Genomic DNA, 21703 nt, shown 5'->3' with positions numbered 1-21703 from the left:
CTGCGCCCATGCCGCCGCCAACGCACATCGTGATCACGACATACTTTGCACCGCGACGCTTGCCTTCGATCAGCGCGTGGCCGGTCATGCGCGCGCCCGACATGCCATAGGGGTGGCCGATCGAGATCGCGCCGCCGTTCACGTTCAGCAGCTCGTTGGGGATGCCCAGCTTGTCACGGCAGTACAGCACCTGCACCGCGAAGGCCTCGTTCAGCTCCCACAGGCCGATGTCGTCCATCTTCAGGTTGAAGCGCTCGAGCAGCTTGGGGATCGCGAAGACCGGGCCGATGCCCATCTCGTCCGGCTCGGTGCCGGCGACGGCCATGCCGACATAGCGGCCCAGCGGCGTCAGGCCCTTCTTCTCGGCCAGCTTCTCTTCCATCAGCACGCTGGCCGATGCGCCATCCGACAGCTGCGAGGCATTGCCGGCGGTGATGTTGAGATCGGGGCCAAGCACCGGCTTCAGTGACTTCAGGCCCTCCAGCGTGGTGTCGGGGCGATTGCCCTCGTCCTTCGCCAGCGTCACTTCCTTGTAGGAGACTTCCTTGGTCTCCTTGTTCACGATCGCCATGTTGGCGGTGACGGGGATGATCTCGTCATCGAACTTGCCGGCGGCCTGAGCGGCGGCGGTGCGCTGCTGCGACTGGAAGCCATATTCGTCCTGCGCGTCGCGGCTGATGCCATAACGCTTGGCGACCACTTCGGCGGTCTGCAGCATCGGCATGTAGATGTCCTTGTGCATCGCGACCAACTCGGGGTCTGGCTGCACGCGCATTTGCGGCGTCTGGACGATGCTGATGCTGTCGACGCCCGCGCCGATGGTGACATCCATGTTGTCGACCATGATCTGCTTCGCGGCGGTGGCGATCGCCATCAGGCCCGATGCGCACTGACGGTCGAGCGACATGCCCGACACCGAGACGGGGAGGCCGGCACGCAGCAGTGAGGTGCGTGCGATGTTGGTCGCCTGCGCACCCTGCTGGAGCGCGGAGCCCATCACCACGTCCTGCACTTCCGCGCCGTCGATCTTGGCGCGCTCGACGGCGGCCTTGAGCGCGTGGCTGGCGAGCGTGGGCGACAGCGTGTTGTTGAAGGCGCCGCGATAGGCACGGCCGATCGGCGTGCGGGCGGTGGAAACGATGACGGCGGAGCGCATGTTCTAGATCCTTGGTAGTAGATGTTGCCGGTCCGCCCGCTGATGCGGGCGGCGCTCCCCGGGGAGGGCGGCGGTTGGAAGAATATCAGGTGAAGACTTGCGTGATCCACTCGGCGATCATCGCTGGCTTCTCGCTGCCCTCGATCTCGATCGTGGTCTCGGTGGTGAACTGATACTGGCCGGGCCGCTTCTCATCAAACTCGGTCAGCTTGGAACGGCCGCGCACACGCGATCCCGACGGAACCGGCGCCAGGAAGCGAACCTTGTTGCCCCCGTAATTGACGCCCATCTTCACGCCGTCGAGCCGCGGCATGTCCGGGTTCTTGGCCGACAGCAGCGGCAGCAGCGACAGCGTCAGGAAGCCGTGGGCGATGGTGGTGCCGAACGGCGTCTGCTTGGCGCGTTCCGGGTCGATGTGGATGAACTGGTGGTCGCCGGTCGCGTCGGCGAACTTATTGATCATCTCCTGGGTCACTTCGACCCATTCGGACACGCTTTCCTTGCCGATCGCGGCCTTCATCTCGTCTGCGTTCACGAAGACTCCCCTTGGCTTCCTCATCCCGTTCGCGGGTGCAGCACTCCTCTAGTCGGTTGGCCCGCGCACCCGCAAGCCTTGTCGACCGGAAGCTGGAAACTCGCCGCTTGAACAGGGCGGCTGAACGAACCCCATCTTCGAAAACTGCCGCTACGGCGCTGTGGCATCGGTCGCGCCTTGCGCCTGCCACCATAAATAATGTTATGGTGATAAAGACAGCTGCCGGAGGGGCGGCGCGACAAAGGAGAGGCAGCTTGGCTTACGAGCAGATCATCTATGACGTGAAGGATGGCGTGGCGACGATCACGCTGAACCGTCCCGAAAAGCTGAATGCGTTCACCGGCACGATGATGGCCGAGATGATCGACGCCTTCGACAAGATCGATGCCGACGACGATGTTCGCTGCGTGATCGTGACGGGCGCTGGCCGGGCGTTCTGCGCCGGCGCCGATCTGTCTGCCGGCGCCAAGACGTTCGACTATGACAATCGCAGCGACCGCCCCGATCATGGCAGCGGCCAGGGCGGGCTGTCCTATGAGATGGAAGAAGCGCGCGACGGTGGTGGCCGTCTGACGCTGCGTATCTTTGAATGCCTGAAGCCGGTGATCGCCGCGGTGAATGGCGCGGCGGTCGGCGTCGGCTCCACCATGCAGCTGCCGATGGACATTCGAATCGCCAGCGACTCGGCGCGCTTCGGCTTCGTCTTCGCTCGTCGCGGCATCGTGCCGGAGGCGGCGTCCAGCTTCTTCCTGCCGCGCGTTGTCGGCATCAGCCAGGCGCTGGAATGGTGCTACACCGGCCGCGTCTTCAGCGCGCAGGAGGCACTCGACGGTGGGCTGGTGAAGCAGGTGGTGCCGGGTGACGAGCTGCTGGCGGTCGCCAATGCACTCGCCCGCGAGATTGCCGACAACACCGCGCCGGTCTCGGTCGCGCTCACCCGCCAGATGCTGTGGCGCGGACTCGGCTTCCAGCACCCGATGGACGCGCACAAGATCGACAGCCGCGCAATCCTGGCACGCGGCCGCTCGGGCGACGCGAAGGAAGGCGTCACTTCCTTCCTCGAGAAGCGCACGCCCAACTATCCCGATCGCGTCTCGTCCAACATGCCGGACTTTTTCCCCTGGTGGGAAGAACAGCGCTACGGCTGAACCACAGGGTCTAACGACGCGCTGCCGCGTTATGACGCGGCATGAGTGTCGAGGATGACAAAAGGCTGGCCGCGGCGGCGGCGGTGGCGGAGGTGCTCGACGGGATGGTCGTGGGCCTCGGCACCGGCTCCACCGCGGCCTTCGCCATCGCGGCCCTTGGGGAGCGGGTCTCACGCGGGCTGCGCGTGCAGACCGTGGCGACCAGCATCGCGACCGAGCGCGCGGCAGGGGCCGCCGGCCTCACCGTTCGCGACTTCGCGGACTATTCCATGATCGATCTCGCCATCGACGGCGCCGATGAGGTCGACGATCGGCTCTGGGCAATCAAGGGCGCAGGTGGCGCGATGCTGCGCGAGAAAGCGGTGGCCGCCGCAGCACGGCGGTTTGTGGTGATCGCCGATGGGTCGAAGCGGGTGGCCGCGATCGGCGCTGCCAAGGTGCCGGTCGAGGTTCTGCCCTTTGCTCGCAGCTTCGTCGTCGCCCAACTGGCGACGCTCGGTGCCGATGTCGTGGTGCGCCCCGGCTATGCCACAGACAATGGTAATCTCGTCGCCGACTGCCGGTTCGATCCCATGCCCGACCCGCGGGTCCTCGCGCGGGTGATCGGCAAAATCCCCGGCGCGCTGGGTCACGGCCTGTTCCTGGACGAGGTGGATGCCGCCTATATCGCCACCAACGGGATCGTTGCGCGACTGGAACGCGACGGACGGAGCGACTAGAGGGGCCGCGACTCGGCAACCGGGCACTTGCCCGGGCGTTCGATACCCATTCAGCGAGGGCCTCCGATGACCGACACCGCCAATCCCGCGAACGTTCATGAGGACGGCACGCCTGACCGTCTGGCGATCGACACCATCCGCACCCTGTCGATGGACGCGGTGCAGGCGGCGAATTCCGGCCACCCCGGCACGCCGATGGCGCTGGCGCCGGTCGGCCACACGCTGTGGACGAAGTTCCTGCGCTACGATCCCGCGCACCCGCACTGGGCCAATCGCGACCGTTTCGTGCTGTCGGTCGGCCATGCCTCCATGCTGCTCTATTCGCTGCTGCATCTCGCCGGCGTGAAGCAGCCCGATGGCGCCCCGGCAGTCAGCCTCGACGATATCAAGGCCTTCCGCCAGCTCGGCTCCAAGACGCCGGGTCACCCCGAATACAGCCACACCGTCGGCGTCGAGACGACCACCGGCCCGCTCGGCCAGGGCTGCGGCAATTCGGTCGGCATGGCGATTGCCGAGCGCTGGATGGCGGCGCGCTACAACCAGCCCGGCTTCACGCTGTTCGACCATGACGTCTATTCGCTCTGCGGCGATGGCGATCTCATGGAGGGCGTGGCTGCGGAGGCCGCTAGCCTCGCGGGCCATCTGAAGCTGTCCAACCTGTGCTGGATCTACGACAGCAACAACATCTCGATCGAAGGCGACACCAACCTCGCGTTCGACGAGGATGTCGGCATGCGCTTCCAGGCCTATGGCTGGAACGTCATCCACGTGAACGACGCCAATGACGTCGCCGCGCTGACCAAGGCGTTCGAGCAGTTCCGCGCCACCAATGACAAGCCGACGCTGATCATCGTCCATTCGATCATCGGCTGGGGCTCCCCGCGCGCCGGTAGCGAGAAGGCGCATGGCGAGGCGCTGGGCGAAGAGAATGTCCGCCTCACCAAGCAGGCCTATGGCTGGCCCGAGGACAAGAGCTTCTACGTGCCGGAAGGCGTGCAGGAAGGCTTCGAGGGTGCGATGGTAGAACGCAGCGCGCCGCTGCGCGAGGCGTGGGAGGCCAGCCTCGCCAAGTATCGCGAGGCGCATCCGGATCTCGCCAAGGAAGTCGATGCCATCCTGAACGGCACGCTGCCTGACGGCTGGGATGCCGACATCCCGACCTTCGAGGCCGATGCCAAGGGGCTCGCCAGCCGCGATTCGAGCGGCAAGGTGCTGAATGCGATTGCCAAGAAGATGCCGTGGCTGATCGGCGGCTCCGCCGATCTGGCGCCGTCCACCAAGACCGACATCAAGGGCGAGGCATCGTTCGAGGCCGACAATTACGCCGGTCGCAACTTCCACTTCGGCGTGCGCGAACATGCGATGGGCGCGATCGTCAACGGCATGGCGCTATCGGGGCTGCGCTCCTACGGCAGCACCTTCTTCGTGTTCCTCGATTACATGCGTCCGCCGGTCCGCTTGTCGGCGCTGATGGAACTGGGAGCGGTGTGGGTATTCACGCACGATTCGATCGGCGTGGGTGAGGACGGCCCCACCCACCAGCCGGTCGAGCAGCTGGTCATGCTGCGCGCGACGCCGGGTCTCGACGCCTTCCGTCCGGCCGATGCCAACGAAGTGGCCGTCGCTTGGCGTGCGATCGTCGAAAGCCACAAGCAGCCCGCCGCGCTGGTCCTCTCGCGCCAGGCGCTGCCGACGATCGATCGCACCAAATATGCCAGCGCCGATGGCGTGAAGCAGGGCGGCTATGTGCTGGCGGATTGCGACGGCACCCCCGAGGTGATCCTGATCGCGACGGGCAGCGAAGTGACGCTGGCGCTTGAGGCGCATGAGAAGCTGATCGCCGACGGAAAGAAGAGCCGCGTCGTCTCGATGCCCAGCTGGTACCGCTACGAAAAGCAGTCCGACGCCTACAAGGACAGCGTTCTGCCCGCAGGCGTCACGGCGCGCGTCGCGATCGAGATGGCCGGCGAGATCGGCTGGGATCGCTACGTCGGCCTGAAAGGCCGCACGGTCACCATGTCCACGTTCGGCGCCTCGGCACCGATCGCGAAGCTCGCTGACCAATATGGCTTTACCGCCGACAATGTCGTGAAGGTGGCGAAAGAGGTCATGGCTGCCTAACTCTAGGGTAACGAACCCGTCCGGTCCGAGCGAAGTCGAGGGTCGGGGCTGGACGGGCAGGCGACATGGACGCCAACGTGTCTCGACTTCGCTCGGCACGAACGGACGGAGACAGGACTGATGGGCAAGCTCAACGATCTCGCAGGTGTCGGCCAGGCGGTGTGGCTCGATTTCGTCGACCGCAAGTTTCTGGAGGCCGGCGGCCTTCAGAAGCTGGTCGATGAGGACGGCGTGACCGGCGTCACCTCCAACCCCACCATCTTCCAGAAGGCGATGGGCGAGGGAACGGCCTATGACGGCACGCTGGCGGCGTTCGACAGGGCCAATCCCGGCGCGTCCGCGATGGACCGCTACGAACATCTCGCGATTCAGGACATCAAGGCTGCCGCCGAAACGCTGCGTCCCGTGTATGACCGGCTGAACGCCAAGGATGGCTACGTTAGCCTCGAAGTGTCGCCCTACCTCGCCAATGACACCGACGGCACGATCGCCGAGGCGCAGAAGCTGTGGCAGGCGGTCGATCGCCCGAATCTGATGATCAAGATCCCGGGCACCCCGGCGGGTGTGCCGGCAATCGCCGCGACGATCGCCAACGGCATCAACGTCAACGTGACGCTGCTGTTCTCGCAGGAATCCTACCAGGCGGTCGCGCTCGCTTATGTCGAGGGCCTGGAACTGCGCGCCTCGCGCGGTGAGCCGATCGACCGGATCGCCAGCGTGGCCAGCTTCTTCATCAGCCGCATCGACGCTGAGATGGACAAGAAGATCGACGAACTGGTCGCAAAGGGCGGCCCGGACGCCGGTGAGGCAAAGGCGCTGAAGGGCAAGGTGGCGATCGCGAACGCGAAGCTCGCTTATGCCTGGTATCAGGATTTCATCGCCTCTGACCGCTGGCAGGCGCTCGCCGCCAAGGGCGCGCAGCCGCAGCGCCTCCTGTGGGCGTCGACGGGTACCAAGAACCCCGACTATCCCGACACGCTGTACGTCGACACGCTGATCGGCCCGGACACGGTCAACACCATGCCGCCCAAGACGCTCGACGCCTATCGTGAGCGCGGCACGGCGGCGGTCACCTTGACCCAGGATCTGGACGGCGCGCGCAAGGTGCTGGCCGATGCCGACCGGCTCGGGCTCGATCTTCCCGGCGTGACGGAGCGGCTGGTGGAGGAGGGCGTTGCCTCCTTCAGCAAGTCGTTCGACGATCTGCTCGGCTCGATCGAGGCAAAACACCCCGCCGACGCCTGATTGCTGGGGAACGGAAGCACTCGTTCCCCCGTTCGCGCTTTGCCGGCCCCTGACGTGCCACCATTGGTGGGTCTCGCGGCTGGCGAAGCCTGAATGGCAGTGACGTGGAGCCAATACATATGAAGATCGGCATCATCGGCCTTGGCCGGATGGGCGGCAACATCGCGCGTCGCCTGATGCGCGGCGGGCATGAAGTCGTCGTCTGGGATCGCGATTCGGAAGCGGTATCGGCGCTCGGCGGGGAGGGGGCGATCACTGCCGCCTCGCTCGACGACATGCGCGCGAAGCTCGACAAGCCGGCGATCTTCTGGGTGATGCTGCCGGCGGGTGCGCCGACCGAGGACACGATTCAGGCGCTGTGCGGCGACAATTGCGCCGCCGGCGACATCATCATCGATGGCGGCAACACCTTCTGGAAGGACGATGTACGCCGCGCCAAGGCGCTCGCCGAAAAGGGCGTGCACTATGTCGATGTCGGCACCTCGGGCGGCGTCTGGGGGCTGGAGCGCGGCTATTGCATGATGATCGGCGGCGACAAGGAAACGGTTGATCTGCTCGATCCCATCTTTGACACGCTGGCACCTGGCGTCGGCAGCGTGGCGCGTACGCCCAACCGTGCCGACGAATGCGATCCGCGCGCGGAAAAGGGCTATATCCACGCTGGCCGCGCCGGCGCCGGCCATTTCGTGAAGATGGTCCACAACGGCATCGAATACGGCCTGATGCAGGCCTATGCGGAAGGCTTCGACGTCCTGTGGGGCCGCAACGTGAAGCATCTGCCTGAGGACGAGCGGTTCGAGTTCAACCTCGCCGAGATTTCAGAGGTATGGCGCCGCGGCTCGGTGATCTCCTCCTGGCTGCTCGACCTCACGGCCTCGGCGCTGGCGCAGGATCAGACGCTGTCGCGCTTCTCGGGCAAGGTCGCCGATTCAGGCGAGGGACGCTGGACGATTGACGCCGCGATGGAGCAGGCGACGCCCGTCGCGGTGCTGACCACCGCCTTGTTCGCACGCTACCGCAGCCGCATCGACGAGATGTACGGGGACAAGTTGCTCTCCGCGATGCGCTACGGCTTTGGCGGCCACGTCGAAATCCCGCAGTGAGCCGCCCGCAATGATGCTCCTCATCAGCGATGTCGACGGTACCCTGGTCGACACCGCCAAGCAGCTCACGCCCGGCACGATCGCGGCCGTGAAACGGCTGCAGGACGCCGGCTTCGGCTTCACCATCATCAGCGCGCGGCCGATGTCCGGCATCGCGCCGATCGCGGAGGCGCTTGGCCTCGACGTGCCGATGGGCGCGTTCAACGGGGGAACGGTGTTCCTGCGCGGCGGCGAGATCCTGTGTCACCATCGCATCCATCCCGATGTGGCGCGCGGCGCGGTGGCGCAGGCCGGCGACCTGCCGGTCGACACCTGGCTGTTCGCCGGCGACCAATGGTACGCGACCAGCGTGGACAATCCGCACGTCGCCAGCGAGCGTGTCTCGTCCAACCAGGAACCGGTGATCTGCGCCGGCTTCGATGATCTGCTGGATCATGCCGACAAGATCACCTTCGTCAGCGATGATCCGGCCGTGCTCGACGGCCTCCGCGATACATTGGTGGCGCAGTTCGGCGACCAGGCGACGATCGCCAAGTCGCAGCCCTATTATCTCGACATCACCGCCACCCGCGCCAACAAGGGCGATGGCGTCGCCATGCTGGCCGATGCGCTCGGCTTTTCGCTCGACCGCACCATCGTCATCGGCGATCAGGCCAACGACCTGCCGATGTTCGCCCGCGCCAATCGTGCCATTGCGATGGGAAATGCGACCGACGAGGTCAAGGCGCAAGCCGGCGACGTGACCATCGCCAACAGCGAAGACGGCGTCGCGCACGCCATTGACCGGTTCATCCTTGGGAGAATGATGTGAAGCAACTCGTTGCCTTTGATCTTGATGGCACGCTCGCGGAGAGCAAGCAGGCGATCCAGCCGGACATGGCGGCCGCGCTCGCCGAATTGCTCACGGTTGCGCATGTGGCCGTGATCTCGGGCGGCGACTGGCCGCAGTTCGACAAGCAGGTCGCCAGCCAGCTTCCGGAGAACGCGGATCGCGCGCGCTTGTGGCTGATGCCGACGACGGGCACGAAACTGTACACCTTCCGCGACGGCCAATGGGGCTCGGTCTATGCCGAACTGTTCACCGACGAGCAGAAGAAGAAGATCCTGACCGCCTTCGACGAGGCGCTGGAGGCGACCGGCTTCGTCCCCGAACAGACCTGGGGCGAGCGGATCGAGGATCGCGGCAGCCAGATCACCTTCTCCGCGCTCGGCCAGCAGGCGCCGATCCACGCCAAGGAGACCTGGGATCCTGATTTCGCCAAGCGCAAGGTTATCCAGGCTGACCTCAAGAAGCGGCTGCCGGGCCTCTCGATCAACATGGGCGGCGCGACCTCGATCGACATCACGCAGGAGGGCGTCGACAAGGCTTACGGCCTGAAGCGGCTGCGCGACGAAAGCGGCATTCCGCTCGATTCGATGATGTTCATCGGCGACGCGATCTTCCCGGGCGGCAATGACTATCCGGCCAAGGAACTGGGGCTGGATACGGTGCGCGTACGCGACCCGCAGGAAACGCTCAGCGTCATAGCCGCGATCGTCGCCTGCCAGAAGTAAGCATCAGTCGACCATGAGAGACCATGGGGTCGCGGGCATGACTCGCGGCCCCGTTTTCGTTGTGGCCGCCCTTAGCGCGTGTGGATCGCCTGTGCGCGCGTCGCCAGGCGATCGAGCGCCGCCTGATGAATCCCCTTGCTGCTGGTGATGACGCCGAACGCCTGCGGGTCGGGCTTGTTGAACACCAGCCGGCCGCCCAGCGCATCGGTGACGCACCCGCCAGCCTCCTGCGCGATCAGCGCGGCGGCGGCGATGTCCCATTCATTGCCCCAGCGCAGCGTCGCGACCAGATCGGCGCGGTCGTCGGCCACCATCGCCATGCGCAGCGCAATCGAATTGGGTTTCTCGACCATCGCTAGATCGCGGTCTGTCTTGGGTAGCGCATCGGTCGGCACGCGCGATCCGGCGAAATCCGTCCGCTGGCTGGCAGTGATCGGCCGGTGGTTCAGCGTCGCCCCGCCACCAGCGGTCGCCTGCCACAGCTCGCCACGGGCGGGCGCATCGAGCACGCCGACCACCGCGCGCCCGTCCTCTACCAGCGCCACCGATACCGCCCAGCCGGTGCGTCCGCGGATATAGTCGCGCGTGCCGTCGATCGGATCGACCACCCAGATCCGTCGCCGCTGCAATCGCTCGGGGCTGTCTGCCGTCTCTTCGGAGAGCCAGCCCGCGTCGGGCAGCAATGCGCTCAGCCGGTCGCGCAGCATCCGGTCGACCGTCAGATCAACCTCGCACACCGGGCTGCCGGCTTCCTTTTCCCACCGCGCGAAATCCGTGCGGAACTGCGCCATCGCCAGCGCCCCCGCTTCGCGCGTGATACCGGCTATCGCGCTGGCCAGATCGTGCGGCGGCGGCATCACCCTCCTGCGACCGTCATCCCGTCGATGCGAACCGTCGGCACGTTGGTGCCATAGCGGAACTCAAGGTCGGTGGCCGGCGTCAGGTTCAGGAACATGTCCTTCAGATTGCCGGCGATGGTGAATTCGGCGATCGGTCGGGTGATCTGCCCGTCCTCGATCAGGAAGCCCGCCGCGCCGCGGCTGTAGTCACCGGTCACCGGATTGACCCCCTGGCCGATCAGCTCGATCACATACACGCCGCGTGCGATGTCGCCGATCAGCGTTTCGACCGGGACATGCCCGGCATGCATGTAGAGGTTGCTCGTCGTCACGCCCGGGGCGCCATTGACGCCGCGCGCAGCATGGCCGGTCGGCTCCAGCCCCAGTTGCCGGGCGGAGGCGCTGTCGAGCAGCCATGTTTCCAGAACGCCGTTGTTGATGATGTCGCACGGCGACACCGGCAGGCCCTCGCCGTCGAACGGCCGCGATCGCAGCCCGTGCGGGCGGTGCGGATCGTCGGAGATCGTCACCCCGTCGGCGAACACCTTCGTGCCCAGCGCATCGAGCAGGAACGACGTGCGCCGGGTGATCGCCTGACCCGCGATCGCACTGGTCAGATGGCCAAGCAGGCCGGCGCCGACGCGCGGATCGTACACCACCGGCAGCGACGCATTCTCGATCCGGCCGGGGTTCAACCGCGCGACCGCCCGCTCGCCGGCGCGCTTGCCGACCTCCTGCGGACTTTCCAGCCGGCTGCGATGGCGCGCCGAGTCGAAGCCGTAATCGCGCTGCATCCCGCTGCCTTCACCGGCGATGACGCTGGCCGACAGGCCATAGGCGGACGTCGCATAGCTCCCGGCAAAGCCATGGCTGGTGGCAAGCGCCCAGACGCTGCGCGATGCGCTCGCGCCGCCGCCCTCGCTGTTGGTGACGCCGCTGACGGCAAGCGCCGCCTCTTCCGCCTGCATCGCCATCTCGCGCAGGGTCGCTGGCGAGACCTCTTCCTGGTCGTCGAGGTCGAGCAACGGCGCTGCGCCGCGCATCAGCCGCGATTCGGGGGCAAGGCCGGCCCATTGATCCTCCGGCGCCTCGCGCGCCATCGCCACGGCACGCTCGACCAGCGCGTCCAGCGCGGCGGGGGAGAGGTCAGACGTGGAGACACTGGCCGATCGTTGCCCGATGAACACGCGCAGCCCCAGGTCTTCGCTTTCGGAGCGGCCGACATCCTCCAGCTTGCCCAGCCGGACGGAAATGTCGTTCGATGCATCGGCGGCGAATACGGCGTCGGCGGCGTCCACGCCCGCGGCAACGGCACGGGCGACGATATCTGCGGCGCGATCCTGCGCCTGGGCGGAAGTCAGCATGACTCGCGACTTAGGGGGCCGCACAGCCCGTTGCTAGGGTGAACCGGCGCGGCGCGTGTAACTTGCGCGCGGCCCGGCCGGTCCCCGCGTCAGAGCGGCGTCCCCACCACCAGGCAGGCAAGGAACATCAGCAGCCCGGCGAAGCGGTTGGACCGGAACCGGGCCAGCGCACCCGCGCCATCGTCGGGACGCAGCGTCGCTACCTGCCAGCCGAGATGCGCGCCGATCGGCAGCAGCGCGGCCCAGACCAGCGGATCCGGGCGGCGAAACCAGAGCGCGCCTGCCCACAGCAGCAGCGCCAACGCGTAGCAGATCGCCGTCCCTGCGCGGACGTGGCGTCCCATACGCAGCGCCGACGAGCGCACGCCGATCAGCGCATCGTCCTCGCGGTCTTGCAGCGCGTAGATCGTGTCATAGCCGATCACCCAGAAGATCGAGCCGGCGTACAGCAGCAGCCCCGGCACGGCGATCGATCCCCACGCTTCCATCCACCCGACCAGCGCCGCCCAGGAAAAGACGAGCCCCAGCCACGCCTGCGGCCACCAGGTGATCCGCTTCATGAAGGGATAGCCGGCGACCAGCGCCAGACTCGCGACCGACAGGATTGCAGTGTTCAGCCGAAGCTGCAGCAGGACCAGCAGTCCAACCAGACACAACAGCCCCAGCCACACGAACGCCGCCTTTACCGAAACCGCGCCCGACGCCACCGGCCGCGAACGCGTCCGTGCGACGCTCGCGTCGAGGTCGCGATCGACGATGTCGTTATAGACGCATCCTGCGCCGCGCATCGCGATGCTGCCGATCAGCAGCAGCAGGATCAGGTTCCACCGCTCGATCGCTTCGCCTGCCAGCGCCACCGCCCAGGCGCCCGGCCAGAACAGCAGCCACCAGCCGATCGGCCGGTCGAGCCGGGCCAGCAGGGCATAGGGGCGGATACCGGCTGGCAGCGCCGCGATCAGGCCGCGATGTTCGCTGTCGGGGGTGATGTCGGAAGGGCGGAGGGGAGGCGCGCTGGTCACAGGCGACTACCTATCGCCGCTGCCGTGGTTTCGCCACAGCGCTGTGCCAACCCACGGGTGTCAGGCGCACCGTTGCTGGTGTCGACGGGCAGCGTTGCGGGGCCGACAATCGGCCGCGTGCGTTGTCGGTCGGTGGATGCAGGACAGGACGAACAGGATATGCTCACCCCCTTTGTCGCACGCATGGCGATGCTGACGGTCAGTGCCATGGCGCTGGCAATGTCGCCGGTCGGGGCCCAGCCGGCCGCCGCCCAACGCGTTGGTGCTCAGAAGGTCGCCGCTCAGGGCGCCGCCGGTCTGCAAGGGATCTGGCGCAACGGCAGCGACAGCGTTCGGATAAAGCTCGCGCCATGTGGCAGCAGCTTGTGCGGCACGGTGGTGGAAGCCAGCGCCAAGGCAAAGGCCGATGCGGCGGCCGGCGGGACGGCGCGGCTGGTGGGTACGCAGCTGTTTCACGGTTTCCGGCGCGGCGAGGATGGTTTGTGGTACGGCCGTGTTTATGTGCCCGATATCGCCCAGGAATTTGACGGAACAATCGATCAGGTCGATCGCGACACGATCGTTGGCAAGGGGTGCCTACTCGCCAATTTCGGCTGCAAATCGCAGACGTGGCGACGGGTTTCTGCAAAACGATGATCGACTGACCTGGTGAAGCGCGCCGAATGATTCATCTGTCCGTTGCGGTCGGCCGCTTTGTTGAGGCGCTGTTCTACGCCATCCTGCGCGTCGCGGGGGTGATCACCGGCGTCGTGCTGCTGATCGCGCTGGCCGGATTGATGCTGTTCCTGATCGCCCGCTGGCTGATCGGGCGGGGGCGCCGTAAGGGGACCGGCCAATGATAGCTACTCCCGCCTGGCCGCCGCGCTCGACGCCCCGTCTCTTCATCGATCGCCCACTCGGGCTCGGCCCGCTGCAGGTGGATGGCCCGGCGGCGCACTACCTTGCGGGGGTGATGCGGGTGAAGGCGGGCGAACCGGTGCGCCTGTTTGATGATGTGACCGGCGAATGGCTGGGCGTCGTGGCCACTGCGGGCAAGCGCGATGTCACGCTCGACGTCACAGAGCAATTGGCCGCGCGGGAGGCCGTGCCAGACCTGTGGCTGGTCGCCGCGCCGCTGAAAAAGGGGCGGGTCGACTGGATGGCGGAAAAGGCGTGTGAGCTCGGCGTCGCACGCTACGTCCCGGTGCTCACCCGCCGGGCCGTGGTGGACAAGCTCAACCTAGATCGGCTGCGCGCGCACATGATCGAGGCGGCCGAACAATGCGGCCGAACCGCGCTGCCGCAGGTCGCGGAAATGGTGAAGCTTCCCGCCCTGCTGCGCGATTGGCCGGCGGACCGGGCCTTGTACTTCGCCGACGAGCTTGGCGGTATTGCCGCGCGCGATGCGATCAGGCCGGGGCCGGCGGCAATCCTGATCGGGCCGGAGGGCGGGTTCGACGATGACGAACGCGCCGCGATCCGCGCGCTGCCGCAGGCGGTCGGGATGGGGCTTGGGCCGCGCATCCTGCGCGCCGATACCGCCGCCGCCGCAGCGATCGCGGTCTGGATGGCGGTTGCGGGCGACTGGTGACGCGCGATCCTGCCGACGCCGTGTCCCGCCCGCCGTGCCGTCACCGGCGAAACAACCTAGCGGCCGTCACAAAGCCCGATTAAGGCCTCGCCATGACGACGAAAACCGTTTCGGATAGCAACTCGCCCCTGATCGAGTCGCGCGACCAGCTGATCGCAAGTTTTGCGACGGGCGAGAAGCCGAAGGACCGCTGGCGGATCGGCACCGAACACGAAAAGTTCGTGTATGCGCGCGACGATCATCATGCGCCCAGTTGGGACGAGCCGGCCGGTATTCGCGCGCTGTTGGGCGAATTGCAGCAATATGGGTGGAAGCCGGTCGAGGAGGGCGGGAAAGTCATCGCGCTGACCGGCGCGGACGGTTCCGTCAGCCTAGAGCCAGCCGGCCAGTTTGAGCTGTCCGGCGCGCCGCTCGACAATCTTCACCAGACCTGTGCCGAAACCGGCCGCCACCTCGATCAGGTGAAGGCCGCCGGGGACAAGCTGGGGATCGGCTTTCTTGGCCTTGGCATGTGGCCGGACAAGACCCGCGCCGAATTGCCGATCATGCCCAAGGGCCGCTACGCCATCATGCTGCGTCACATGCCGCGCGTCGGCACGATGGGGCTCGACATGATGCTGCGCACCTGCACGATCCAGGTGAATCTGGATTATGCCAGCGAAGCCGACATGGTGCAGAAATTCCGCGTTGGCCTCGCGCTCCAGCCCCTCGCCACCGCGCTCTTCGCCAATTCGCCCTTCACCGAGGGGAAGCCCAACGGCTACCTCAGCTACCGCAGCCACATCTGGTCGGATACCGATCCCGCGCGCACCGGCATGCTGCCCTTCGTGTTCGAGGACGGCTTTGGCTATGAACGCTACGCCGACTACATGCTCGATGTGCCGATGTACTTCGTCTACCGCGACGGCAAATATATCGACGCTGCCGGGCTCAGCTTCCGCGATTTTCTGAAGGGTGAATTGTCGGTCCTGCCGGGGGAGCGCCCGACGCTCGACGACTGGAACGATCACCTCTCGACTGCTTTCCCCGAGGTTCGGCTCAAGACCTTCCTCGAGATGCGCGGCGCCGATGGTGGCCCGTGGAACCGGATCTGCGCGCTCCCGGCGCTGTGGGTCGGGCTGCTCTACGATCAGGGCGCGCTCGATGCCGCCTGGGATCTGGTGAAGGGCTGGTCGATGGAATCGCGCCAGGCGCTGCGCGATTCGGTGCCCAAGCTGGGGCTCGACGCGCCCGTTCCCGGCCGCGGCACGCTGCGTGACATCGCCACTGAGGTGCTCGACATCGCCAATGCCGGCCTTGCCGCCCGCGCGCGGCTCAATTCGTCGGGCGACAACGAAACCGGCTTCCTCGATCCGCTGCGCGATATCGTCCGCTCGGGCAAGGTACCCGCGCAGCAGCTGCTCGATCGCTACAACGGTCCTTGGGGCGGCGACGTGTCGAAGGTCTACGCGGAGCAGAGCTTCTGAACCGGGCGCACCGGCGTGGCTGACGCGCGCCTGTCGCGTCGGACCCCGCGCCGAATCGGCCTGCTCGGCGGATCGTTCAATCCCGCCCACAAGGGGCATCGCCGGATCAGCCTCGCCGCGATCGACGCGCTTGATCTGGACGAGGTGTGGTGGCTGGTCTCGCCGGGCAATCCGCTGAAGCCCGCGGACGGCATGGCGCCGCTTCCTGCGCGCCTCGCCTCGGCCCGCCGCGTGGCGCGTGCCGCCCGCATCCGCCCGACGGATATCGAGACCCGGCTGGGCACCCGCTACACCGTCGACACGCTGGCCGCGCTGGTGCGCCGCTACCCGCGGCATCGCTTCATCTGGCTGATGGGAGCGGACAATCTGGGGCAATTCCACCGCTGGCGCGAGTGGCGCCGGATCGCGCGCACGGTTCCGATTGCAGTTGTCGCGCGTCCGGGATATGATGCTGCTGCCCTCGCGGCACCCGCGACGGGTTGGCTGCGGCGCTTCCAGAGGCCCGCACGCCAGGCGAAGAACTGGACCGAGTGGAGTGTGCCAGCCCTGGTGCTGCTACGTTTCCGCCCTGACCCGACCTCCGCGACGCAGCTGCGCGCCGCAGATCCTGCCTGGCATCGCCGCTATGCGCTTCCCATATCCGCAGCCAAACCTTTCACCCAGGAGTGAACTTGCCCGCTTCCGCCAACGCCTATCGATCCTCAGACGCTGACAGCGTCGCGGCATTGCATAAGCTTGTCCTCGACAGCCTGGACGACGATCAGGCCGCCGATACCATCTCGATCCCGCTCGCGGGGAAATCGTCGATTGCCGATCACATGGTGATCGCCAGCGGTCGTTCCACGCGTCAGGTCGCCTCGATGGCGACGAAGCTTGCCGAGAAGATCAAGGGCGAAACCGGCCGCTCGCCGCGAATCGAGGGCCTTCCCACCGCGGATTGGGTGCTGATCGATGCGGGCGACGTGATCGTCCACCTGTTCCGGCCGGAGGTTCGTTCCTTCTACAATCTGGAACGGATGTGGTCGTTCGGGGACGCACCGACGCCGACGGATCAGGTCGCCCCCGGGAACGCTTGATCTGCTTCTTCACATTGTCGCGCGCGGGCGGATCGGCCGATCGCCGGAATCCGAGTTGGTCGACCGCTATCTGAAGCGGATCGCCTGGCCCACGCGCGTCACTGAACTGCCGGATCGTGGTGGCAAGCTGCCCGATGTCGCCGCCGCCACCCGCCGTGTCGTGCTGGATGAAACCGGCAAGGTCATGTCCTCGGTCGAATTCGCGCGTCAGCTTGAACGCTGGCGTGACGATGGCGTGCGCGAGGCGCGTTTCATGATCGGCGCGGCGGACGGCTTTGGCGATGCCGAGCGCGACGGCGCCGACCTGCTGCTTTCCTTTGGACGTGCCACCTGGCCGCACATGCTGGCGCGCGCGATGCTGGCAGAACAATTGTTTCGCGCCACCTCCATCCTTGCCAATCACCCTTATCATCGCGAAGGCTAGCCGCCGATGCGGATGGGGGCGACAGCGATGCTCGTGGGAGCGGCAATGCTGCTCGCCAGCGCGACCGCCGCACCTGACCCGATCGACATGGAGCGCAGCCGGCTGACCGCCGCGCGCAAGGAGGCGGTGAGCGCCGCCGCGCGTGCGCGCGATCTGGAACGGCGCGCCGCGCAGGAGCAGAACGCCGTCGCCCGCGCCCGCGCGGAGGAGGGGGCGGTCGCCGCCCGCATCCGCCGCGCGGAGGCTGATGTAATCGCCGCCCGCGCCCGCGTCGCCATTGTCGAGGCGCTGCTGGCGCGCCAGCTGGCCGAACTGGGCGAGCGGCAGCAGCCGGTGGCGCGGCTCGTCGCGGCGCTCGCGTCGCTGGCACGGCGGCCGGCGGCGGCGGCAATCGTCCAGCCCGGATCGGTCAGCGATCTTGTCCATGTCCGCGCCGTACTCGGCAGCACGCTGCCCGCCGTGCGTCGGGAAACCGCCGCCCTGCGCACCGCGCTTTCCGATACACGCCAATTGCGCGCCGATGTGGCACTTGCCGCCACTGCGCTCGACGACAGTCGTGCCGCATTGGTCGATGAGCGGCAGAAGCTCGCGGCATTGCAGGCACGTCACGCCGCCGCGGCGCTTCAGTTCAATCGCGATGCGCTGTTGGCGTCCGATCGCGCCATCGCGATGGGTGAGGAGGCGCGCGACATCATTGATCGCATGGCCGCGATCGGCGCCACCCGCGCGACGCTCAGCGAACTGGCTGCCCTGCCGGGCCCGCCCGCACGCCCGGGGTCGTCTCCCGTCACGGCCCCGGGGGCAGCGACGCCTCCCGCCTATCGCCTGCCCGTCCGGGGTACGCTCGTTACCGGGCTGGGTGAGGTGTCGGCGAACGGCGTGCGCGCGCGCGGGCTGACGCTGGCGGTGCCGCGCGGTGCAACGGTGGTGGCGCCGGCCGCCGGGCAGGTGGTGTTCGCGCGGCCCTTTCGCGGCTTCGGCACGATCGTCGTGATCGATCATGGCGCGGACTGGAATACGCTGGTGACGGGGCTGGGGACGGCTACGGTGAAGCGCGGCAGCGCCGTCGCCGCAGGGCAGGCGATCGGCCGCGCTCCGCGGCAAAGCGACACGCCGGAGATCACCGTTGAGCTGCGCCGCCGTGGTCAGCCGATGGACATTGCGGCGCTGCTCGATTGATCGCCTGCGCACCCTCTGTCAGCCCCGCCATGCGGCGTGATGCTCAGCCTCCATTAAGCTCGCCGGGCGCTTTGCTCGCCGGCATGAAAGCCGCTAAAGCCGGTCGATCCGGTTCGCCCTAGGACGTACACCTATGAAGTTCCCGCTGCTTTCTGCCACTGCCCTGGTCGCGACGCTTGCGCTCGCGCCGCTGACGACGGGGGCGATGGCGGCGGTGGATGCCAGTGCCTACCGCGAAATGGAACGCTTCATGGACGTGTATAATCGCGTCAAGGCGGACTATGTCGACAAGGTCACCGACGCGCAGCTGATCAAGGGCGCGATCGACGGCATGCTCGCGTCGCTCGATCCGCATTCGGGCTATGTCGATGCGGGCGATTTCGAAAATCTGCGCATCGCGACGGAGGGCAATTACGGCGGCCTCGGCCTCACCGTCTCGATGGAGGATGGGGCGGTAAAGGTCATCGCGCCGCAGGAGGATTCGCCCGCGTGGCGCGCCGGGGTCAAGGCCGGCGACTATATCACCCACATCGACGGCAAGCTGATCTACGGCGGCTCGCTGGATGAGGCGGTGGCACAGATGCGCGGCAAGCCCGGCTCGAAACTGGCGATCACCATCGTCCGCCCGGGCCGTGACAAGCCGATGGAGCTTACCCTGACGCGCGAACTGATCGTGCAGCGCCCGGTGAAATGGGAAGTGAAGGGCGACGTCGGCTACCTCAACATCAATACCTTCTCCGAAACCACCGGCGCCGACACGCGCGCCGCGATGGTGGCGATCGAGAAGGCGTTGGGTCGCAAGCCGCTCGGCTATGTCGTCGACCTCCGCTCCAACGGCGGCGGGCTGCTGACCCAGGCGATCGAGGTCGCCGATGTCTTCCTCGAGGGCGGCGAAGTGGTGTCGCAGCGTGGCCGTGAGAAGGGCGATATCGAACGCTATTACGCGAAGCCCGGCGATCTGGCGCACGGCCTGCCGATTATCGTGCTGACCGACAGCGGGACCGCCTCCGCGTCCGAAATCGTCGCCGGCGCGCTTCAGGATCATCACCGCGGCCTGGTCATGGGCGAACGGACGTTCGGCAAGGGCTCGGTGCAGACGCTGTTGCAGATCGGGCCGACGACCGCGCTTCGCCTCACCACCGCGCGTTACTACACGCCGTCGGGTCGTTCGGTGCAGGAAGGCGGGATCGAACCCGACATCGCCGTGCCGCAGATCAGCGATCCGGATTACAAGTCCCGCCCGGTGTTCCGTGAGGCCGATTTGCGCCGCCACCTGATCAATGAGGTGAAGGCCGACGACAAGATCCTTGAGGAGGATACCAAGGACGATCCGCGCTTTGCCGCGACGCCCGAGGATCTGAAGAAGCAGGGCGTGGAGGACTTCCAGCTCTGGTATGCGCTGAAGACGATTGCGCGGCTCGGCGGCCCGACCCAGGTCGCGGCTGTCACGGCATCGATGAAGAAGGACGTTGCCGCCAAGTGACCGAATCGCAGTCACGTGCGCGCCTGATCGCGCTGCTATTGCCGTTGCTGCTGCTGGCCGGTGCGTGGGCCTCGCAACTGATCGGCGGGCTGGTCCCGTGCGAGATGTGCCATTGGCAGCGCTGGCCGCACTATGCCGCCGTCGTGGTGGCCGCCTTCGCCTTCATCGTGCCGGGCCGGTCCAGCAAGATCACGATGACTGCCGTGGCGGCACTGCTCATCGCGCTGTCGGGCCTGATCGGGGTGTTCCACGCGGGCGTCGAATATCATTGGTGGCCGGGAATCACCGCCTGCTCCACCATGGTGGCGGGCGATGGGGTTTCCACTGACGAGATGCTTCGCCGGATCCTTGCGGCTCCGGTGGTGCGCTGTGACGCGGCACAATGGACGTTGTTCGGCGTTTCTCTCGCGGGGTACAATGCGATCCTGTCGCTCGGTGGGGCGGCGGTGATCGGCCTGTTGATTGGAAAGGCACGATGAACTGGAAACCGGGCGATCGCCGGCGCGACACCAAAGCGATGATCCGTGTCGATCAGGCCGGTGAATTCGGCGCGACCCGCATCTACGCGGGGCAGCTCGCCATCATGGGGCATCGGTCGCCCGCGGCGCGGCAGATCGCCGGCATGGCGCTGCAGGAGGAACGGCATCGGCAGTTCTTCGATCGGCTGATCGCCGAACGCGGCGTGCGGCCCACGCTGTTCCAGCCGTTCTGGGACGTCGCTGGCTTCGCGCTTGGTGCCGTCACCGCCACGATCGGGCCGGAGGCCGCGATGGCCTGCACCGCCGCGGTCGAGACCGAGATCGACAAACATTACGCCGAACAGCTGGTCGAACTGGGCAATGACGACCCGGAACTGAGCGACGCGATCGCGGAGTTTCAGGCCGAGGAGCTGGAGCATCGTGACACCGCTCTCGCGAGCGGGGCGGAGAATGCACCCGCCTATCCGTTGCTGTCCGCCGTGATCCGGCTCGGCTGCCGCGCCGCAATTGCCACCGCCAAGCGGATCTGAAGGAGAGTTTGAGCGATGCGATTGATCGGAACGTCTGTGCTGGCCCTGCTGATCGCCAGCCCGTTGGCGGCGGCGCAGACGGCGCCGGTTGAGGGCGCGCCGGCCTCCCCGCCCAAGGTCGTGATCCTGCCGCCGCCGTCAAAGCCGGTGGCCGCTCCCGGCGCACCCCGCGCCAGCCGACAGACCGTCTCAACGGAAACCGCGCGCGGCGCGCCGGTGAACGGGGTGCTGGTCCTATACGGCAACGAACGCTGCCCGACGAACAGCAATGGCGAGGAAATCGTCGTCTGCCAGCGGCGCAGCGCGCAGGAACAGTTCCGCATTCCGCAGGAAGTACGGACGCTCGAAGTGACGCCGGAGAACGAAAGCTGGGCGGCGCGTGAAAAGAGCAATCAGGATGTCGGCGCGGTCGGTGTCGGATCGTGCAGCACGGTTGGCGCAGGCGGCGCGACGGGCTGTTTCGTTCAGAACGCGCGCCGGTCGAAGCGTGAGGCTCAGGCGCGCGACAAGGGTGCCAACCCGGATCTCAGCCCTTTCTGATCGCGCGGCAGGCATGCTGGCCGCCGCTGACTGAAAATGGCCGATTGTCTCCGGCGGCGTCGGTTTGGAGGCCGGTAGCAGGTCGTTCGCGGCCGGGGTCCGCAGCATCACGCCGATGATCTCCGGCTAAAATAAGGGGTCGATTAAGAGGAG

At 66.9% G+C, this 21703-nt stretch carries 24 protein-coding genes; 19 read left to right on the top strand and 5 right to left on the bottom strand.

Annotated features, from left to right (window positions below):
• Both K0S66_RS14655 and K0S66_RS14650 read right to left on the bottom strand, forming a co-directional pair.
• Positions 1-1156, bottom strand: a 1156-nt coding sequence (locus K0S66_RS14655) for an acetyl-CoA C-acyltransferase (RefSeq protein WP_301076205.1), incomplete at its 3' end; no start/stop codon positions are given.
• Between the two features lie 85 nt (positions 1157-1241).
• Complete coding sequence (locus tag K0S66_RS14650; protein ID WP_227771102.1) at positions 1242-1676, bottom strand: MaoC family dehydratase; 435 nt, start codon at positions 1674-1676, stop codon at positions 1242-1244.
• Between the two features lie 269 nt (positions 1677-1945).
• Here K0S66_RS14650 and K0S66_RS14645 point away from each other — a divergent pair, with 269 nt between their 5' ends.
• From K0S66_RS14645 to K0S66_RS14615, 7 genes are all read left to right on the top strand, one after another.
• Positions 1946-2839, top strand: coding sequence for a crotonase/enoyl-CoA hydratase family protein (locus K0S66_RS14645; RefSeq protein WP_301076204.1), 894 nt, complete (start codon positions 1946-1948; stop codon positions 2837-2839).
• 41 nt (positions 2840-2880) lie between these two features.
• Entirely contained in the window at positions 2881-3558 is a 678-nt protein-coding gene (gene rpiA / locus K0S66_RS14640; RefSeq protein WP_301076203.1) for a ribose-5-phosphate isomerase RpiA, read from the top strand.
• A 66-nt stretch (positions 3559-3624) separates the two neighbouring features.
• Complete coding sequence (tkt, locus tag K0S66_RS14635) at positions 3625-5679, top strand: transketolase (protein ID WP_301076202.1); 2055 nt, start codon at positions 3625-3627, stop codon at positions 5677-5679.
• A gap of 120 nt (positions 5680-5799) precedes the next feature.
• Positions 5800-6924 carry a transaldolase gene (tal, locus tag K0S66_RS14630; protein WP_301076201.1) on the top strand — a complete coding sequence of 375 codons (1125 nt, stop codon included), beginning with the start codon at positions 5800-5802 and terminating at the stop codon, positions 6922-6924.
• 119 nt (positions 6925-7043) lie between these two features.
• Entirely contained in the window at positions 7044-8027 is a 984-nt protein-coding gene (gnd, locus tag K0S66_RS14625; protein WP_301076200.1) for a phosphogluconate dehydrogenase (NAD(+)-dependent, decarboxylating), read from the top strand.
• A gap of 10 nt (positions 8028-8037) precedes the next feature.
• Positions 8038-8838 (top strand): Cof-type HAD-IIB family hydrolase, encoded by an 801-nt coding sequence (locus tag K0S66_RS14620; protein ID WP_301076199.1) that lies wholly within the window; start codon positions 8038-8040, stop codon positions 8836-8838.
• Positions 8835-9581 carry an HAD-IIB family hydrolase gene (locus K0S66_RS14615; RefSeq protein WP_301076198.1) on the top strand — a complete coding sequence of 249 codons (747 nt, stop codon included), beginning with the start codon at positions 8835-8837 and terminating at the stop codon, positions 9579-9581. The genes K0S66_RS14620 and K0S66_RS14615 overlap by 4 nt, the downstream gene beginning before the upstream one ends.
• Before the next feature lie 71 nt (positions 9582-9652).
• Here the strand turns inward: K0S66_RS14615 and K0S66_RS14610 are convergent, their stop codons facing one another.
• From K0S66_RS14610 to ubiA, 3 genes are all read right to left on the bottom strand, one after another.
• A complete protein-coding gene (locus tag K0S66_RS14610) occupies positions 9653-10438 on the bottom strand; it encodes a 3'(2'),5'-bisphosphate nucleotidase CysQ (protein ID WP_301076197.1) in 786 nt (261 codons plus the stop codon).
• On the bottom strand, positions 10438-11784 hold the full coding sequence (locus tag K0S66_RS14605; protein ID WP_301076196.1) for a metallopeptidase TldD-related protein: 1347 nt from the start codon (positions 11782-11784) through the stop codon (positions 10438-10440). Before K0S66_RS14605 ends, K0S66_RS14610 begins: the two co-directional genes overlap by 1 nt.
• An 89-nt stretch (positions 11785-11873) precedes the next feature.
• Positions 11874-12803 (bottom strand): 4-hydroxybenzoate octaprenyltransferase, encoded by a 930-nt coding sequence (gene ubiA / locus K0S66_RS14600; protein WP_301076195.1) that lies wholly within the window; start codon positions 12801-12803, stop codon positions 11874-11876.
• Between the two features lie 24 nt (positions 12804-12827).
• Here ubiA and K0S66_RS14595 point away from each other — a divergent pair, with 24 nt between their 5' ends.
• From K0S66_RS14595 to K0S66_RS14540, 12 genes are all read left to right on the top strand, one after another.
• Positions 12828-13439, top strand: coding sequence for a DUF2147 domain-containing protein (locus tag K0S66_RS14595; protein ID WP_301076194.1), 612 nt, complete (start codon positions 12828-12830; stop codon positions 13437-13439).
• A 26-nt stretch (positions 13440-13465) separates the two neighbouring features.
• Positions 13466-13642, top strand: a complete 177-nt coding sequence (locus tag K0S66_RS14590; protein ID WP_301076193.1) for a hypothetical protein — start codon at positions 13466-13468, stop codon at positions 13640-13642.
• Positions 13639-14373: a 16S rRNA (uracil(1498)-N(3))-methyltransferase gene (locus K0S66_RS14585; protein ID WP_301076192.1), complete on the top strand. Its 735-nt coding sequence runs from the start codon at positions 13639-13641 to the stop codon at positions 14371-14373. Before K0S66_RS14590 ends, K0S66_RS14585 begins: the two co-directional genes overlap by 4 nt.
• Positions 14374-14465: 92 nt before the next feature.
• On the top strand, positions 14466-15839 hold the full coding sequence (locus tag K0S66_RS14580) for a glutamate--cysteine ligase (protein ID WP_301076191.1): 1374 nt from the start codon (positions 14466-14468) through the stop codon (positions 15837-15839).
• A gap of 15 nt (positions 15840-15854) precedes the next feature.
• A complete protein-coding gene (locus K0S66_RS14575) occupies positions 15855-16508 on the top strand; it encodes a nicotinate-nucleotide adenylyltransferase (protein ID WP_301076190.1) in 654 nt (217 codons plus the stop codon).
• Between the two features lie 2 nt (positions 16509-16510).
• On the top strand, positions 16511-16915 hold the full coding sequence (gene rsfS, locus K0S66_RS14570; protein WP_301076189.1) for a ribosome silencing factor: 405 nt from the start codon (positions 16511-16513) through the stop codon (positions 16913-16915).
• A 1-nt stretch (position 16916) separates the two neighbouring features.
• Positions 16917-17339, top strand: a complete 423-nt coding sequence (locus tag K0S66_RS14565; protein WP_301076208.1) for a 23S rRNA (pseudouridine(1915)-N(3))-methyltransferase RlmH — start codon at positions 16917-16919, stop codon at positions 17337-17339.
• 45 nt (positions 17340-17384) lie between these two features.
• The gene (locus K0S66_RS14560; RefSeq protein WP_301076188.1) at positions 17385-18518 is read left to right on the top strand and encodes a peptidoglycan DD-metalloendopeptidase family protein; all 1134 of its coding nucleotides are present in this window, start codon (positions 17385-17387) and stop codon (positions 18516-18518) included.
• Between the two features lie 133 nt (positions 18519-18651).
• Entirely contained in the window at positions 18652-20001 is a 1350-nt protein-coding gene (locus tag K0S66_RS14555; RefSeq protein ID WP_301076187.1) for a S41 family peptidase, read from the top strand.
• Positions 19998-20480 carry a disulfide bond formation protein B gene (locus K0S66_RS14550; RefSeq protein ID WP_301076186.1) on the top strand — a complete coding sequence of 161 codons (483 nt, stop codon included), beginning with the start codon at positions 19998-20000 and terminating at the stop codon, positions 20478-20480. Before K0S66_RS14555 ends, K0S66_RS14550 begins: the two co-directional genes overlap by 4 nt.
• Complete coding sequence (locus K0S66_RS14545; RefSeq protein ID WP_301076185.1) at positions 20477-21010, top strand: demethoxyubiquinone hydroxylase family protein; 534 nt, start codon at positions 20477-20479, stop codon at positions 21008-21010. Before K0S66_RS14550 ends, K0S66_RS14545 begins: the two co-directional genes overlap by 4 nt.
• Before the next feature lie 15 nt (positions 21011-21025).
• Complete coding sequence (locus K0S66_RS14540) at positions 21026-21550, top strand: hypothetical protein (RefSeq protein WP_301076184.1); 525 nt, start codon at positions 21026-21028, stop codon at positions 21548-21550.
• The last annotated feature ends 153 nt before the right edge of the window (positions 21551-21703 follow it).

The organism is Sphingomonas sp., from assembly GCF_029239295.1.
Lineage (GTDB): Bacteria > Pseudomonadota > Alphaproteobacteria > Sphingomonadales > Sphingomonadaceae > Sphingomonas.
Note: the sequence above shows the minus strand (reverse complement) of the source record. Positions and strands in the feature narration are given on the sequence as shown.

What these genes read in the sequence shown, in the direction of transcription:
- K0S66_RS14545 (WP_301076185.1), top strand. Translation starts at nt 20,477, where the DNA reads ATGAACTGGAAACCGGGCGATCGCCGGCGCGACACCAAAGCGATGATC.
- K0S66_RS14605 (WP_301076196.1), bottom strand. Translation starts at nt 11,784, where the DNA reads ATGCTGACTTCCGCCCAGGCGCAGGATCGCGCCGCAGATATCGTCGCC.
- tal (WP_301076201.1), top strand. Translation starts at nt 5,800, where the DNA reads ATGGGCAAGCTCAACGATCTCGCAGGTGTCGGCCAGGCGGTGTGGCTC.
- K0S66_RS14585 (WP_301076192.1), top strand. Translation starts at nt 13,639, where the DNA reads ATGATAGCTACTCCCGCCTGGCCGCCGCGCTCGACGCCCCGTCTCTTC.
- K0S66_RS14555 (WP_301076187.1), top strand. Translation starts at nt 18,652, where the DNA reads ATGAAGTTCCCGCTGCTTTCTGCCACTGCCCTGGTCGCGACGCTTGCG.
- tkt (WP_301076202.1), top strand. Translation starts at nt 3,625, where the DNA reads ATGACCGACACCGCCAATCCCGCGAACGTTCATGAGGACGGCACGCCT.
- K0S66_RS14560 (WP_301076188.1), top strand. Translation starts at nt 17,385, where the DNA reads ATGCTGCTCGCCAGCGCGACCGCCGCACCTGACCCGATCGACATGGAG.
- K0S66_RS14610 (WP_301076197.1), bottom strand. Translation starts at nt 10,438, where the DNA reads ATGCCGCCGCCGCACGATCTGGCCAGCGCGATAGCCGGTATCACGCGC.
- gnd (WP_301076200.1), top strand. Translation starts at nt 7,044, where the DNA reads ATGAAGATCGGCATCATCGGCCTTGGCCGGATGGGCGGCAACATCGCG.
- rpiA (WP_301076203.1), top strand. Translation starts at nt 2,881, where the DNA reads ATGAGTGTCGAGGATGACAAAAGGCTGGCCGCGGCGGCGGCGGTGGCG.
- K0S66_RS14580 (WP_301076191.1), top strand. Translation starts at nt 14,466, where the DNA reads ATGACGACGAAAACCGTTTCGGATAGCAACTCGCCCCTGATCGAGTCG.
- K0S66_RS14590 (WP_301076193.1), top strand. Translation starts at nt 13,466, where the DNA reads ATGATTCATCTGTCCGTTGCGGTCGGCCGCTTTGTTGAGGCGCTGTTC.
- K0S66_RS14650 (WP_227771102.1), bottom strand. Translation starts at nt 1,676, where the DNA reads ATGAAGGCCGCGATCGGCAAGGAAAGCGTGTCCGAATGGGTCGAAGTG.
- K0S66_RS14540 (WP_301076184.1), top strand. Translation starts at nt 21,026, where the DNA reads ATGCGATTGATCGGAACGTCTGTGCTGGCCCTGCTGATCGCCAGCCCG.
- K0S66_RS14620 (WP_301076199.1), top strand. Translation starts at nt 8,038, where the DNA reads ATGATGCTCCTCATCAGCGATGTCGACGGTACCCTGGTCGACACCGCC.